The organism is Leptotrichia sp. oral taxon 218, assembly GCF_018128225.1.
In the GTDB taxonomy this organism is placed as follows: domain Bacteria; phylum Fusobacteriota; class Fusobacteriia; order Fusobacteriales; family Leptotrichiaceae; genus Leptotrichia.
In genome coordinates this window covers 976,386-991,094 of record NZ_CP072377.1, presented here as the reverse complement: position 1 = coordinate 991,094, position 14,709 = coordinate 976,386, and the positions used below count along the sequence as shown (strand labels likewise).

Below are 14,709 nucleotides of genomic sequence, written 5' to 3'. Positions count from 1 at the left end.
ATAAATAAATCAATTAATTATCCAAATAATATTATCGGACATTATTTTTTATAAAAAAACAAAAAATTAAACATTAATAATTAATATTTAAATAAAACAATACCTAACTTGTAAAAAAATAATAGACAAATACCATATTTTTTTGATAAAATAAAGAAGTATAGCAAATTAAATAATTTAAAAAATTAAAAAATATATTAACTTAACAAATACAGTTTTTTATATAAAAATACAAAAAAGAAAGGAGGTAATATTAAATTGAATAAAGATATTATGGCTACAAAAATTATTGGAGTCGGGGGAATGGGAATTAATTTTGTTAATTATATGATTAAAGAAAAAATTAGAAAAGTTGAATATATAACAATAGATACTAATCTTGAAAATTCTGAATCGAGCATGGCTAATCAAAAAATTTTTTTGGATACAGGACTTGATAAATGTAGTAGAGAGCAAGTTGAAAGAATTGCACTTCAATGTTATGAACAATTTTATGAGCTTTTAAAAGGGACAAATATTTTATTTTTAATTTCTGGAGTTGGTGGAGCAACTGGGAGTGGGATAACACCTGTTATTTTGGAAGTAGCTAGAGAGCTTAAAATATTTACGATAACGATTGTTGCTAGACCGTTTTTTTTAGAAGGATTTGACATAATGAAAATTGCGAGTATTGGGATGAGAAAGATTGAAAAATTGACAGATGGTCTTATTATTATTCCGAATGAAAAACTTTATAATTATGTTGACAAAAGAAAACCATTAAGTTCAGCCTACGGTCAAGCTAATATGCTTATTAAAGAAGGGATTGAATGTATTGTAAATATTTTAGCTGAAGTTGGTTTGATGAATATTGATTTGCTGGATGTAAGAGCTGTGCTTGATAATTCACGAGATACTGTTATTCGTGTGGGAGAGGGATTTGGCGAAACAGCGGTGGAAGGGATTTTGATGCAGATAAAAAAGAAAAATTTATTTGAAGGGGAAATTCGAGATGCAAAAAGAGTTTTGCTTAGTTTTACAACAGGAAATGATGTACCGCTATCAGATATTCAGAAAATTACACAAGGGATTACGGATGTTATAAAATATAAGAACATTAAACTTATTTGGGGAATTATAATAAACCCTAGTTATGAATTTAATAAAAAAATAAAAACCGTTATGATTTCGAGTGAGCAATAGTGATTAATAAAGTAATTAAAGTAATTAAAGAAAAAAATAAATTTTTAAACTTCCAAATAATATGAATTTAAATATTATTATTTTGGAAGTTTTTTGTTTTTCTTGTTTTAAGTAAATTTTTGTGATAAAATAGGCTATATATTAATTTTTTTTTTATGCTAAATAATTTTAAATAACTTTAAATAATTTAAAATAAAAAAAAAAAGATAAGAAGATAAGAGAAAAAAAAAAAAGAAGAAAACAAGAAAGGAAAAGAAAACAAAAGAAAGGAGTATGTGTGATAAATTTAATTATCATGCAGAGAATATAAATAAATGAAAAAATATATTAGTAATATGAGTAAAAAAAATATAGTTCTTTTAAATTTGCGAAAATTATATGATTCTTATGGTTACAAAAAAATTTCATTGCCAAGTTTTGAAGAATATGAACTGTATAATGAAAATAAAGATTTTATTTTGGGAAATATACTTACGATTATGAATCCGAGCGGAGACTTACTTGCACTTAGACCTGATATTACGCTTTCAATTGCAAAAAAAATTTCAAAAGAAAAGACTTCAAAATACGATAAAGTTTATTATCAGGAAAATATTTATACAACTTCTAAATATGCAGGTTACAATGAAAAAGAACAATTGGGAGTTGAGCTTATCGGAAAAGAAACACTATTTTTGAATTTTGAAATTGTGAGTCTTGCACTAAAAAGTTTGGAGATTATGAGTAAAAAAAATATGCTTGTTTTATCTCACGCTGGATTTATTTCTTCAATTTTTGAAAATGTGGAACTTGAATATGAAATAAAAGAAAAAATTTTTGAATATATTAATAATAAAAATTCTCATGATATAAAAATAATTCTTGAAAAAAATAAAAATATTTCAGCTGAATTAAAAAATCTTATTTATGAATTACCAAATTTGTCAGGAAATATAGAAGAAATTGAAAAAAAACTTTCTAAATATGAGTTGAATCCTGAAATTGTGAAAATTTTATCAGAACTTAAAAATTTGTATGATTTAATTATTAAATTTTATGATAAGAAAAAAGTCCTTTTTGATTTTTCGATTATAAAAAATTTGAAATATTATAACGGACTTGTTATGCAAGGATTTATTGATAAAATTCCAAATGCTGTGTTAAGTGGTGGAAGATATGATAAATTGTTTGAAAAATTTGGAGTTGATACTGGAGCGATTGGATTTGCGGTTGTTACGGATAATCTTAATGAATTTTATAAAAATGAAAATCAGAAAGATTTTGATATTTTACTTTTGTATGATGAAAGTAATTTTGAAAAATTGGCTGAGATTGTTGATAATTTGGTAAAAGATGGGAATAGAGTTAGAACTCAAAATATTGCTTGTGATGGCTGTGACTTTGAAACTTTTAATTATGATAAGAAATATATTTTTGAGAATGGCGAATTGAAAATTGAAATATAATTTTTGATGGAAAGGTGTAAAATTATGTTAAATATAGCACTTCCTAAAGGAAGACTTGGGAATAAAGTTTATGAATTGTTTGAAAGCATTGGGTACGATTGTGATGAAATAAAAAGTGACAACAGAAAATTGATTTTTGAAAATTCTGACAAAAAAATCAGATTTCTTTTGGTAAAACCGTCAGATGTAGCGGTTTATGTGGAAAAGGGGAGCGCTGATATTGGAGTTGTTGGGAAGGACATTTTGCTGGAAGATAATCCAGATGTGTATGAACTTTTGGATTTAGGATTTGGAAAATGTAAATTTGGAATTGCAGGACCTGTTAATTTTAAAGAAAATTTTGACAGACCTTTGGTTGTTGCAACGAAATATTTTAATGTTTCAAAAAGATATTTTGATTCAATTAATAGAGATGTGGAATTGATTAAATTAAATGGTTCAATTGAAATTGCACCGATTTTGGAACTTTCTGATGTGATTGTCGATATCGTGGAAACTGGAACGACTTTGAGGGAAAATCATTTGAAAGTATTGAATTTTATTGGTGATATAAGTGCAAGGCTTATTGCGAATAAATCAAGTTATAGATTTAATCACGATAAAATTGAAAATATTGTGAAAAAAATAAAAAATAAAATAGATAAAGAAAAAACAGATAAAACAGAAAATAAAAAATAATAAAAAAATTTTATAAAAAATAAATTTTGATGGAGTGATAAAAATGATAAAGACGATTGAATATTCAGAAAATTTGAATTTGGAAAAAGAACTTGCTAGAAGCCAGTTTTCTTATGACGATGTAAATGAAACTGTGGAAAATATTTTAAAAGATGTAAAAAAACGAGGTGACAAGGCCCTTTTTGAATATACAAAAAAATTTGATAAAGTAGATCTAAAAACATTGGAAGTTTCCGAAGAAGAAATTCAAAAAGCGTTTGATACAATTGATAAAGAACTTTTGGAAGTTATTAAATATTCGCATGATAATATTAAATTATTTCACGAAAAACAAGTTAGAAATAATTTTATTGTAAAAAAAGAAAATGGCGTAAGTTTAGGTCAAATTATTAATCCAATTGAAAAAGTTGGACTTTATGTACCTGGTGGAACTGCCGCTTATCCATCGACTGTTTTGATGAATGCCGTTCCAGCAAAAATTGCAGGTTGTAAGGAAATTATAATGGTCACACCGCCAACTTCAGATGGAACAATTTTACCATCGCTTTTAGTTGCTGCGAAAATCGCTGGAGTTGACAGAATTTTTAAAGTTGGTGGAGCACAATCAATTGCTGCACTTAGTTATGGAACAGAAAGCATTCCAAAAGTATATAAAATTGTAGGACCTGGAAATATTTATGTTGCAATGGCTAAAAAGATGGTTTATGGAGAAGTTTCGATTGATATGATTGCAGGACCAAGTGAAGTTTTAATAATTGCCGATGACAGTGCAAATCCAGTTCATGTAGCAGCAGATTTACTTTCTCAAGCAGAGCACGACAAATTAGCAGCTAGTATTTTGGTTACAACTTCAAAGGAACTTGCTAAAAATGTTATAGAACAATTGGAAATTCAGCTGAAAGAGTTGGAAAGGGAAGAGATTGCAAGAGTTTCGATTGAAACTCAAGGTAGAATTATTGTTACGAAAACGATTGATGAAGCGATAAAAATAAGTAACGAAATTGCTCCAGAACATTTAGAACTAGCGGTTTCTAATCCTTTTGAACTTTTAACAAGAGTAAAAAATGCAGGTTCAATATTTATGGGACATAACACGCCTGAACCACTGGGAGATTATTTGGCAGGACCTAATCATACACTTCCGACAAGTGGAACAGCTAAATTTTCATCGCCATTATCAGTTGATGACTTTATAAAAAAATCTTCATTCATTTATTATTCAAAAAAAGGTCTTGAAGAAGTGAAAGATAAAGTTATAAAATTTGCTGAAAGTGAAGGACTTACAGCTCATGCTCGTTCAGTTTCTAAAAGATTTGAGAAATAAAATTAATTATAAAAAATAAATAATTATATAATTTATTATCTAAATTTAAATAAAGTATTAGTAATAATCGATAATTTAAAAATAAATTATATTATATTGAATTAAATTGTATTAGATTAGATAAGTTAGAAATTAGAGATTAGAGATTAGATTAGATTAGAAAGGAAAAATTTAAAAAATGAAAAAAATATTTTTGGGACTGTTTATTTTAGGAACACTTGGAATGGCTCAGCAAAATTATGAAGTTTATGTGAAAAATGGAGTTAAAATTTCTCAAAGTGAAGCGGATAGAGATAGCAAAGAGATTGATAAAATTATTAATGATAAGATTATTTCAAGATATAACAACGAAGGAAAACTAGTTATAATAGAAAAGTCAAAAAAGCTTTATGATGAATATATGGATGGTTTAATGGATAACATGGTAAAAAACGCTCCAAAAAATCAACAACAGTCATTTAAAGAATTTTTAAGAAGACTTAGTGAAATTATGAAACAAAATGTTTTTGGTGAACTTGATAAAATGGATATTTCTATCAAGGAAATTTCATTTTTGAGTAAAAATAAAGCTAAAATTAGCATATTGGCTAAATATAAAGACATGGATGATCTTGACTCTGACAAAATTATTGATGAAGCATTTAAAAAATCTGGAATTACAGATAAAGATACTGAACATTTTGAAAAAATTAGTAAAGTAAAACTTGATAAATTTTATAAATATTTTGAAGATAGAGTAAAAGAAGAAATAAAAAAAATTGATTATAATGAAGATATTACAGAAATGGAAATTGAAAAAGTCAATGGAAAATGGCAAGTAGATTTTGATTATAATGATTTGATAAATGAGACATTAAAAAATTTGGAAGATAGTTTTGAAAGTATGAAAAATGACATTGACGATTAATAAGGAAATTTATCTGAAATAATAGATAAAGTAAAGAAAAAAATAAAGAGGGAGAAATTGTAAAATGAGCAAATTTTGGAATGATAAAATAAAGGAAATAGAACCTTATGTTCCTGGAGAGCAGCCGAAAGACAAGAAATATATTAAACTTAATACAAATGAAAATCCTTATTCACCGTCAAAAAAAGTTATAGAAAAAATAAAGTCTATGAATTTGGAAGATTTGAAACTTTATCCAGACCCAGATGTTTCAGAACTTAGAAAAGTGATTGCTGAATATTTTTCGCAAAAAATTGATGAAAGAATTACAAAAGAGCAAATTTTTGTGGGAAATGGTTCGGATGAAGTATTAGCACTTATTTTTATGACATTTTTTAACAAGGGTGATAAAGTTTATTATCCTGATATAACTTACAGCTTTTACCCTGTTTATGCAGATTTATTTGATTTAAAAGAAGTAAAAATTCCGTTAAACAAAAATTTTGAAATTGAAATTGATAAATATTTTGGAGTTGATGGACATATAATTATTACAAATCCAAATGCACCGACTTCGATTGCATTAAAATTAGAAGAAGTTGAAGAAATTGTGAAAAAAAATCCTAACCAACTTGTCGTTGTGGATGAGGCTTATATTGATTTTGGAGCAGAAAGTGCTGTGAAATTGGTGAACAAATATGATAATGTTCTCGTTGTGCAGACATTTTCAAAATCTCGTTCGTTTGCGGGAATGCGTTTGGGATATGCGATTGGTTCGGAAAATATAATAGAAGGACTTAATAGGCTAAAATTTTCATTTAATTCGTATACAATTGACAGAATTTCAATTGAAGCTGGGATTGAATCATTTAAAGATGATGATTATTTTGTAAAAATTAATGCTAAAATTATTGAAACACGGGAAAAAACTGTAAAAAAATTGAAAGAATTGGAATTTAAAGTGCTAAATTCAAGTGCTAATTTTATTTTTATTTCTCATAATAAAGTTTTTGCAGGAGATTTGTATAAACAGCTAAAAGATAATGGAATTTTGGTTAGATATTTTGCGAAAGACAGGATTGATAACTATTTGAGGGTTACGATTGGGACTGATGAAGAAATGGAAATTTTTATTGAAAAATTAGAGAAATTGTTGTAAAATAAAAATATAAAATTAATAAAATTTATTATTTTTAAAAAATTTTTTAATGAAATTTTTTGTTAATTATGATATAATTAAACGACAATAAAATAGGAGTGATTAATATGAAAAAAATAGCTTTAAATTCAGTTTTAGTTTTAGGAGTTCTTGGTATGATGCAAGGATGTGCAAGTACTCATACAACTGCAAATTTTAAACAACAAGGGTATCAGACAAGAGAAGAAATGGAAAACAGCGGTAAAAAAAATAAAAATATTACTTGTGTAGTTGACTACGAAAATAAAAGTTGGTGCAAACAAGATAAATAATTTTTATTTTGGCAAAATTTACAGTAACTTATAATACACAAATATAAAAAGTATAATAAGTTACTTGTTTTAAATTTTAAGAGGAGATAGTTATTTCTCCTTTTTTTTTTTAATTAAAGCACAGAAAGTTAAAAAACTTGAAAAAATTTTAAAAATAGAATATACTGTTTATAGTTAGTGAACTACTCCCACTTATAGAAGAAGGAGACTTCTTGCTAAATATTGTTAAAGAATTTAAAAAATTAAAGAAAAAATAAAAAAACAAGAGAAAAGAAAAGAAAGGAAGAATAAAACAATGAGAAAATCTAAAATTGAAAGAAATACATTTGAAACTAAAATAAAAGTTAAATTAAATGTCGATGGAACTGGGAAATATGAAAATAATACGGGAGTGGGATTTTTGGATCACATGCTTGATTTGTTTGCAAAACATGGGAGATTTGACTTGAAGGTTTATTGTGACGGAGATACACAAGTTGATGATCATCACAGTACGGAGGATATTGGGATTGCACTTGGGAAATGTTTTTATGAGGCTTTGGGAGATCTAAAAGGAGTTAAGAGATATGGGAACTTTCTTTTGCCAATGGATGAGTCATTAACATTGGTTGCAGTTGATTTAAGTGGAAGATATTTTTTGAATTTTGATGTAAATATTCCGACTGAGAAAGTTGGAACTTTTGATACAGAATTGGTGGAAGAGTTTTTTATTGGATTTACACGACATTTAAATGCGACATTGCATATAAAGAATATGGCAGGAACGAATTCGCATCATATAATTGAGTCAATTTTTAAAGGAGTTGCTAGGGCCTTGGCAGAAGCTGTGAGTATTGATGAAAAATATAGGAATGAAATTCCGTCAACTAAAGGAGTATTGATTTAATTTCTTTAAAATTATATTTTTTAATATATTTATAAAAATAATTTTATTTTCTGTACGGTAATCCAGTTGATGATTATAGAAGAAAAGAACCTAAATAATCTAAAAAAAACAGAATGATAAAAACTACCATTCTGCATTCTATTATACTTTAAAATTATAAAAATTATTAACAGTTTTAAATAATTTTCTAACAAGTAGAAATGTTCTTTTGAGTGCCACAGTGGCACTCAATTTTTTTATTCTTCTTCTTCAATTCCAGCTGACAATATATTATAACAAATAGCAGCCAAAGTTCCACCAATTAAAGGTGCAACAATAAACACCCAAACTGATGATAATGCATCTCCACCCATAAATAGTGCTGGTCCAAAACTTCTTGCCGGATTTACAGATGTTCCTGTAAAGTGAATTCCAAAAATGTGAATTAAAGTTAATGACAAACCGATTACTAATCCCGCAACTGCTCCGTTTGAAACTTTTGAAGTGACTCCTAAAATTGCGATTACAAACACAAATGTTAAAATGATTTCGATTAGCATTGATTTTCCAATACTTTTCTCAAAAAGTCCATTTGCTCCTAACCCATGTTCTTTTCCAATTAATGACATTAAAACTAGTGCTCCAAATATTCCACCCAAAAATTGAGCGACAACATATCCAACAAAGTCTTTTAAACTCATTCTTCCTGATAATAAAACTCCAACTGAAACTGCAGGATTGATATGACATCCTGAAATATTTCCAATTGAGTAGGCCATCGCTACAATTGATAGTCCAAAAGCAAAAGCTGTTGCCAAGTAAGCGACATTCACTTCGTTACCTTTTGTACCTAAAACTGCTGCAGTTCCACAACCAAATAGAACTAGAACAGCTGTACCGATAAATTCTGCTACATACTTTTTCATTTTAAATTCCCTTCTTTTCTATTTTTTTAGTTTATTTATTATTTTACTCTTATAAAATTTTATTTTAGTTATTTTTTTATTATAATATACTTAATATTTTTAATTTTTTGAATAATATTTTAAATAAAAATTACTTTTTTAAGAGGTTATCTTGAAAACAATAAAAAAAAAGATTATAATATTTATAATTAAAATTATAAAAAGTAAAAAATTAAAAAATTAAAAAATAAAATAAAAATAAACAGAAAGAAAGAAAGAAAGAAAGAAGAGGGAAGAGAAAAAATGAAAAAGATATTATTAGGGTTATTTATTTTAGGAACATTGGGAATGGCACAAGGAAACTATAAGATTAATGTAAAAAATGGAGTTAAATTTTCGCAGAGTGAAATTGATCAAGAAAGTAAAGAAATTGAAAATATTGTCAATAGAGATCTTTTCGAAAAAGTTAATGATGCGTTTCAGAAAAAAATATTAGTAAAAGTAAGAGAGTTTAACAAACAATATATGGATAATTTAATCAATGAATCAATGAAAGAAGTTCCTCAAAATCAGAGACAATCATTTAAAGAATTTATGAGAAATATATCTAATATTATTAATAATACCCTAATAACAAAAGATATTTTTGAAACTGACATAAAATCAATTTCTTTTTCTGGAAAAAATGATGCAAAAGTTAAAATTTTGATTAAAACAAAAAATATAGATTCTACCTTTAATTTTGGTAAATTTTTTGATAACAGTATTAGAAAATCTGGAATTTCTGAAGAAGAATCCAATGATTTAAGAAAAATTGATAAAAATAAACTCGATGCATTCTATAAATATTTAGAAGATGATATAAAAGAATTCGTTAAGAAGTCTAGTTGTGAAGAAGAAAATATAGATGTTAAAGTAAATAAAGTTAATGGAAAATGGCAATTAGAATTGAAAAACGCCAATATTAATGAAGTTTTTGATAATTTAGGAAAGGAGATATTTGATACTAAATAAAAATTTAAAAGGGATGAGATTTAAATGAAAATACAAAAAGAACTATTTGCACTTCAAGATAAAGAATATATGAGATTTTTAAGTAAATTGACACCAAACATATCGGAAAATACAATTATTGGAGTAAGAATTCCTGAAATTAGAAAATTGGCTAAAAAATTGGTAAAGAATAATGAAGATGAAGATTTTTTGAAGGAGTTGCCACATAAATATTACGATGAGAATTTGTTGCATGGAGCAATTATTTCAGAGAGCAAAAATTTTGAGAACTGTATTGAATCGCTTGATAGTTTTTTGCCATTTGTTGATAATTGGGCGGTTTGTGATACGATTTCTCCGAAGATTTTTAAAAAGAATAAAAAAGAACTGATTGAAAAAATAAAGGAATGGTCTCAATCGGATAAAACTTATACTTGTAGGTTTGGTGTAGAAATGTTGATGACGCATTTTTTGGATAAAGACTTTAAAAAGGAATATTTGGAAATGGTGGCGAATATTCATTCTGAAGAGTATTATGTGAAAATGGTAATTGCTTGGTTTTTTGCGACAGCACTTGCGAAACAGTGGGATTATGCGGTGATTTATTTAGAAAATAATAGATTGGATGTTTGGGTACATAATAAGACGATACAGAAGGCTCGAGAAAGTTTGAGGATTTCGATGGAGAAGAAGGGGTATTTGAAAAAATTGAAGAGATGGAAAGAAAACTAATTTAATAAATATTAATTACATAATATGGAAAGGAGAAAAAATGGAAAAAGAGTTAGAATCTGAATCTTTAACTTTATTTGAAAATGAAAATATTGAAAAAACTGAAGCTATAAAAGTTAAAAATACACTTTTTACTATTTTAAATGGTGAGAGAGTTGATTTAGAAATTGAAGAGATTTTTGATAGCAACAGATTTTATGAGATAAAGGCTGTCACATTTTCAGCTGATGAAAGTTTTTTGAATAAATACCTAACTCCGTTTAAAAGTGTTGATTTGGTTATCGGGATACAAGATGTAGATGTCCAAGTTAGAGGATTGAAGGCTTTGGAAAATGAAACCAAGAATTTGATTGAGAGTCAAAAGGCGATTATTAAAAAGAAACAGATTCATTTTTTTGAGAATCTTTCAAGAGAGAATCAGGAAAATATTGTGGAAGAAAAGTGGAAATTGAGAGTGCCAATAAGTTCGACAATTCATAGTAAATTTTATCTTTTGAAAAATGATTCGGAGACGAGATTGATTTTTGGATCGGCTAATCTTTCATTCCAGGCTTTTTCAAACAAAAGGAACCAATTTGAAAACATTGTCATTTTTGATAATTCCCCATTATTTAGTCAGTTTGAAGAATATTTTAATGAAATTACTTTAACTTGTACTAATTTTATTACTAAAGCTATAAGAAAAAAGGCGAAAAGTAAAATTAAAGTTTTAGATGAGAATAATGATGAAAAAAAGGAAGAGAAATTTTCTGTGAGATTTACACAAGATGAAAATTCCAAATTGCAAATAGATATTTCGAAAGATATTGTTAAAGAATTTAATGATGTGATTGTTAAGGAAGAAGACAGTGTTGCTTTACCAATAATTGAGGAAATTAAAACGATTGATGAGAAACAGAAAATAATTGAGAATGAGAAAAAAGAGGAACTTGAAGTTGAAAAATTTGCTTATGAATTGTCGATTAATACCATTTCACGACAGGCTAAAAAGAAAGAAAGTATGGTTGTGGCGCCTGAAACATTTGCGAAAAAGATAAAACCTAAATTGGAAATTAAAATTGCTCCAAAATTAAATCAAGCGACTCCTGAAAGAGAATTATTATTTTCAAAAGATACTGATCGTGGATTTGGGCGTTCGGGATTATATATTGAAGAAAATGGAAACACGAAACCATTTGGGCAAAAAGCTGGGAAAGAAGAAATAAAAACTTCTATTGAAAGTATTGTGAAATTGATTGAGAACTATAGAAAGTATGTAATTGACTATAACGATAATTATGGCTCAAGAATTGTTGAGATAATTTTGTATGCGTTCACTTCGCCTTTTCTTCAGGATATTAGGTTCAAACTGGAATCTGATTCGGAAAAATTAGATGTTCCACAATTTCTATTTATTGGAGGAACTGCTGGTTCAGGAAAAAGTAACTTATTGCAGATTTTACAAAAAATGCTGGGCCTTTCTAAATCAAAGCCTATTTTGTACAATAACATTATTCCGACTGGAAGAACAAAAAAAGCAGATACGATAACACAAATTCAACTATGGATGAATGAAAATAATTTAGCTCCAATTTTAATTGATGAAATTGATGAAGAATTTTTTTCAAACAAAGATAGAGGAAACAACCTGATTGTAAATGTTTCAAATCTTTCTACTTCAAATTTTGATTTTACACCTTGTTTTATTGGGACAACAAATGCTTTGGAATATTCGTTGCCACAACGGGCACAAAGAAGATCATACTATGTGAAAAATGATAAAGTGTTTGATACAGAACTTAAGAAAAAATCTGTAAAAGCGTATACAGAAGTGTTTGAAATTATTAATGATACTCTTTTCCAAGATTTTGTTATTCGATTTGCAGAAAAGTTGACAGATGATAATTTAAGCTGGAAAAATTATTCTCTACACTCTTCTACAGGATTGATAGATTTCCTTTATTGGTCTCGTGAAATTTTTAAGGAATATTTTGAAATTGCTCAAATTGAAATTCCTGCTTGGTTTCCTGAAACTAGATATGATGACACTGTAGAAAATAATCAGTCTTTATGGAGAAAATTATACGAATACAATCATCAAGATTTTAAAATACAAAAAGAAAAAGGTGTATATTTATTCAAATTAAAAAGTTTAGATAGCGAAGAAGGACAAAGCAACAGATTTGGTACAAAAATTCTTCCGTCAACAAAATATTTAAATGCATTATCACAAAAATGTAAAAATGATAATAATTCTTCGGATATTATTGAAATTAAGATAAAGGAATTTCATGATTGGATAGGAGTTCCTTTACCAAAGGAACTGGAACATAAGAAGACGATTCTGGATTTTTTTAAGAAAAAGAAAAGTGAGAATTGATTTTCATTGTAATGTCAGATTTTTTTTGATATAATTTAAGTAATTAAAGGGAAAGTAGGGATTAATTATGAAAAAAAAGAAAAAAGGGCTAGCAATTGGAAATTCTGATTTTAAGGAAATTATACAAGAAAACGGATATTATGTCGATAAAACAAAGTTCATAGAAGATTTGTTGGAAGATTTATCAAAAGTTAAACTTTTTACAAGGCCCAGAAGATTTGGAAAAACTTTAAATTTGTCTATGTTAAAGTATTTTTTTGATGTTAGAAATGCAGAGGAAAATAGAAAATTATTTGATAATTTGTATATTTCAAAAAGTGAGTATATGGAAAATCAAGGAAAAAATCCTGTAATTCTTATAAGTCTGAGAAATGCCGAGGCAGAAAATTGGGAGGATAGTTTTTTTAATATTAAGAATCTCATTTCTAATTTGTACGATAATTTTGAATATATTTCTAGCAATTTAAAAAAAAGAGATTTAGTTGAATTTGAAAATATATGGCTCAAAAAAAATAATGCAGATTGGGAAAATTCATTAAAGAATTTATCAAGATATTTATATGAATATTACGGAAAAAAAGTTATAATTTTAATAGATGAGTATGACACTCCAATGACAAGTGCTTGGAACGAAGGATATTATGAAAAGTCACGAAGATTTTTTAAAAGTTTTTATTCAAATACATTGAAAGATAATGAATATTTACAATTTGCAGTTGTGACTGGAATACTTAGGGTAGCAAAGGAAGGGATTTTTTCTGGATTGAATAATTTGAAAACTTATACAGTTTTGAATAATAAATATTCAGAAAGTTTTGGATTGATTGAAACAGAAGTGAAAAATGCCTTGGAATATTATGGATTAGAGCAAAACATTGAAAAAGTGAGAAAATGGTATAACGGCTATAAGTTTGGGAATATTCAAATTTATAATCCGTGGAGTATAATTAACTATCTCGATGAAAAAGAAATAAACGTTTATTGGATAAATACATCAGATAACAGGCTTATTCATTCAGCAATAGAAAATGCTGATAAAGATCTATTTGATGAATTAAAAGATTTATTCAACAATGGGACAACAGAGCAAATGGTAATGGCTTCATCGAATATGGATAGATTGAAAGATCCACAAGAAGTTTGGCAGTTATTACTTTTTGGAGGGTATTTGACTGTTGAAGAAAAAATTGCTATGAATGAATATGCTTTAAAATTGCCAAATTATGAAGTTAAAACATTTTTTAAAGATATGTTTGTCCAAAATTTAGGAGGTTTTAGCAGATTTAGAGAAATGATAAAAGCATTTAAAAACTTTGAGTTTGACAGATTTGAAGAACTTTTAAATGAAATATTTTTAGTGTCAATGAGTTATCACGATACTTCTAAAACAGAAAAACCGTATCATACTTTTATTTTAGGAATGATGTTGTATCTTGATAATGAGTATACAGTTTTATCAAATAATGAAACTGGCTATGGAAGAAATGATTTAGCTTTAAATCCAATAAATAAAAGAGATGTTGGATATATATTTGAGTTTAAAGTGGCTAAAACTGAAGAAGAGCTTGAAGAAAGAGCAGAAGAAGCATTAAGTCAAATTGAAAATAAAAAATATCCTGTTTTATTAAAGGAATGTGGAGTAAAAGAAATTGTACATATTGGAATGGCATTTTTTGGAAAAAGAGTTAAAGTGAAATATAAAGTTGTGAAAAACTAAAATTTTTTTGAATAGTTGACATTGTATAAAAAATAATGTAAAATTATGTTCCTTGGCAGGGGAGCAAAAAAGGTCTCATAAAAAATGGGGCCTTTTTATTTATGAAAAAATTTTTCTTAATTGCAACAATATATTTTTTTTGATATAATTTAA

13 protein-coding genes are annotated in these 14,709 nt (G+C 26.9%); 12 read left to right on the top strand and 1 reads right to left on the bottom strand.

Features of this window, described 5'->3' with window-relative positions; translation table 11 throughout:
- Nucleotides 1-258: 258 nt before the first annotated feature.
- The 8 genes from J5A73_RS04625 to hisB all read left to right on the top strand — a co-directional run bounded on the left by J5A73_RS04625 (nucleotide 259) and on the right by hisB (nucleotide 7,871).
- Nucleotides 259-1,182 (top strand): cell division protein FtsZ, encoded by a 924-nt coding sequence (locus J5A73_RS04625; RefSeq protein WP_249069411.1) that lies wholly within the window; start codon nucleotides 259-261, stop codon nucleotides 1,180-1,182.
- Between the two features lie 314 nt (nucleotides 1,183-1,496).
- Nucleotides 1,497-2,627 carry an ATP phosphoribosyltransferase regulatory subunit gene (locus J5A73_RS04620; RefSeq protein ID WP_211617061.1) on the top strand — a complete coding sequence of 377 codons (1,131 nt, stop codon included), beginning with the start codon at nucleotides 1,497-1,499 and terminating at the stop codon, nucleotides 2,625-2,627.
- Nucleotides 2,628-2,651: 24 nt separating this feature from the next.
- Complete coding sequence (hisG, locus tag J5A73_RS04615; RefSeq protein WP_211617059.1) at nucleotides 2,652-3,305, top strand: ATP phosphoribosyltransferase; 654 nt, start codon at nucleotides 2,652-2,654, stop codon at nucleotides 3,303-3,305.
- A gap of 43 nt (nucleotides 3,306-3,348) precedes the next feature.
- Complete coding sequence (hisD, locus tag J5A73_RS04610; protein WP_211617057.1) at nucleotides 3,349-4,629, top strand: histidinol dehydrogenase; 1,281 nt, start codon at nucleotides 3,349-3,351, stop codon at nucleotides 4,627-4,629.
- Between the two features lie 178 nt (nucleotides 4,630-4,807).
- Complete coding sequence (locus tag J5A73_RS04605) at nucleotides 4,808-5,536, top strand: hypothetical protein (protein ID WP_211617055.1); 729 nt, start codon at nucleotides 4,808-4,810, stop codon at nucleotides 5,534-5,536.
- 64 nt (nucleotides 5,537-5,600) lie between these two features.
- Nucleotides 5,601-6,674, top strand: a complete 1,074-nt coding sequence (gene hisC, locus J5A73_RS04600; protein ID WP_211617053.1) for a histidinol-phosphate transaminase — start codon at nucleotides 5,601-5,603, stop codon at nucleotides 6,672-6,674.
- Nucleotides 6,675-6,781: 107 nt separating this feature from the next.
- Nucleotides 6,782-6,985 (top strand): hypothetical protein, encoded by a 204-nt coding sequence (locus J5A73_RS04595; protein WP_211617051.1) that lies wholly within the window; start codon nucleotides 6,782-6,784, stop codon nucleotides 6,983-6,985.
- A gap of 295 nt (nucleotides 6,986-7,280) precedes the next feature.
- Nucleotides 7,281-7,871, top strand: coding sequence for an imidazoleglycerol-phosphate dehydratase HisB (hisB, locus tag J5A73_RS04590; protein ID WP_211617049.1), 591 nt, complete (start codon nucleotides 7,281-7,283; stop codon nucleotides 7,869-7,871).
- Between the two features lie 236 nt (nucleotides 7,872-8,107).
- Here hisB and J5A73_RS04585 read toward each other — a convergent pair whose 3' ends face one another.
- Nucleotides 8,108-8,776 carry an MIP/aquaporin family protein gene (locus tag J5A73_RS04585; protein ID WP_211617047.1) on the bottom strand — a complete coding sequence of 223 codons (669 nt, stop codon included), beginning with the start codon at nucleotides 8,774-8,776 and terminating at the stop codon, nucleotides 8,108-8,110.
- A 282-nt stretch (nucleotides 8,777-9,058) separates the two neighbouring features.
- On the opposite strand from J5A73_RS04585, the gene J5A73_RS04580 reads away from it, so the two are divergent.
- From J5A73_RS04580 to J5A73_RS04565, 4 genes are all read left to right on the top strand, one after another.
- Nucleotides 9,059-9,769 (top strand): hypothetical protein, encoded by a 711-nt coding sequence (locus tag J5A73_RS04580; RefSeq protein WP_211617045.1) that lies wholly within the window; start codon nucleotides 9,059-9,061, stop codon nucleotides 9,767-9,769.
- 24 nt (nucleotides 9,770-9,793) lie between these two features.
- Complete coding sequence (locus J5A73_RS04575; protein WP_211617043.1) at nucleotides 9,794-10,480, top strand: DNA alkylation repair protein; 687 nt, start codon at nucleotides 9,794-9,796, stop codon at nucleotides 10,478-10,480.
- 40 nt (nucleotides 10,481-10,520) lie between these two features.
- Nucleotides 10,521-12,839 carry a phospholipase D-like domain-containing protein gene (locus tag J5A73_RS04570; RefSeq protein ID WP_211617041.1) on the top strand — a complete coding sequence of 773 codons (2,319 nt, stop codon included), beginning with the start codon at nucleotides 10,521-10,523 and terminating at the stop codon, nucleotides 12,837-12,839.
- 67 nt (nucleotides 12,840-12,906) lie between these two features.
- Entirely contained in the window at nucleotides 12,907-14,556 is a 1,650-nt protein-coding gene (locus J5A73_RS04565) for an AAA family ATPase (RefSeq protein ID WP_211617039.1), read from the top strand.
- Nucleotides 14,557-14,709: the final 153 nt, after the last annotated feature.

Bases quoted from the DNA above. Each gene is read 5' to 3' on its own strand.
- J5A73_RS04620 (WP_211617061.1), top strand. From the start codon at position 1,497: ATGAAAAAATATATTAGTAATATGAGTAAAAAAAATATAGTTCTTTTA.
- hisG (WP_211617059.1), top strand. From the start codon at position 2,652: ATGTTAAATATAGCACTTCCTAAAGGAAGACTTGGGAATAAAGTTTAT.
- hisD (WP_211617057.1), top strand. From the start codon at position 3,349: ATGATAAAGACGATTGAATATTCAGAAAATTTGAATTTGGAAAAAGAA.
- J5A73_RS04605 (WP_211617055.1), top strand. From the start codon at position 4,808: ATGAAAAAAATATTTTTGGGACTGTTTATTTTAGGAACACTTGGAATG.
- hisC (WP_211617053.1), top strand. From the start codon at position 5,601: ATGAGCAAATTTTGGAATGATAAAATAAAGGAAATAGAACCTTATGTT.
- J5A73_RS04595 (WP_211617051.1), top strand. From the start codon at position 6,782: ATGAAAAAAATAGCTTTAAATTCAGTTTTAGTTTTAGGAGTTCTTGGT.
- hisB (WP_211617049.1), top strand. From the start codon at position 7,281: ATGAGAAAATCTAAAATTGAAAGAAATACATTTGAAACTAAAATAAAA.
- J5A73_RS04585 (WP_211617047.1), bottom strand. From the start codon at position 8,776: ATGAAAAAGTATGTAGCAGAATTTATCGGTACAGCTGTTCTAGTTCTA.
- J5A73_RS04580 (WP_211617045.1), top strand. From the start codon at position 9,059: ATGAAAAAGATATTATTAGGGTTATTTATTTTAGGAACATTGGGAATG.
- J5A73_RS04575 (WP_211617043.1), top strand. From the start codon at position 9,794: ATGAAAATACAAAAAGAACTATTTGCACTTCAAGATAAAGAATATATG.
- J5A73_RS04570 (WP_211617041.1), top strand. From the start codon at position 10,521: ATGGAAAAAGAGTTAGAATCTGAATCTTTAACTTTATTTGAAAATGAA.
- J5A73_RS04565 (WP_211617039.1), top strand. From the start codon at position 12,907: ATGAAAAAAAAGAAAAAAGGGCTAGCAATTGGAAATTCTGATTTTAAG.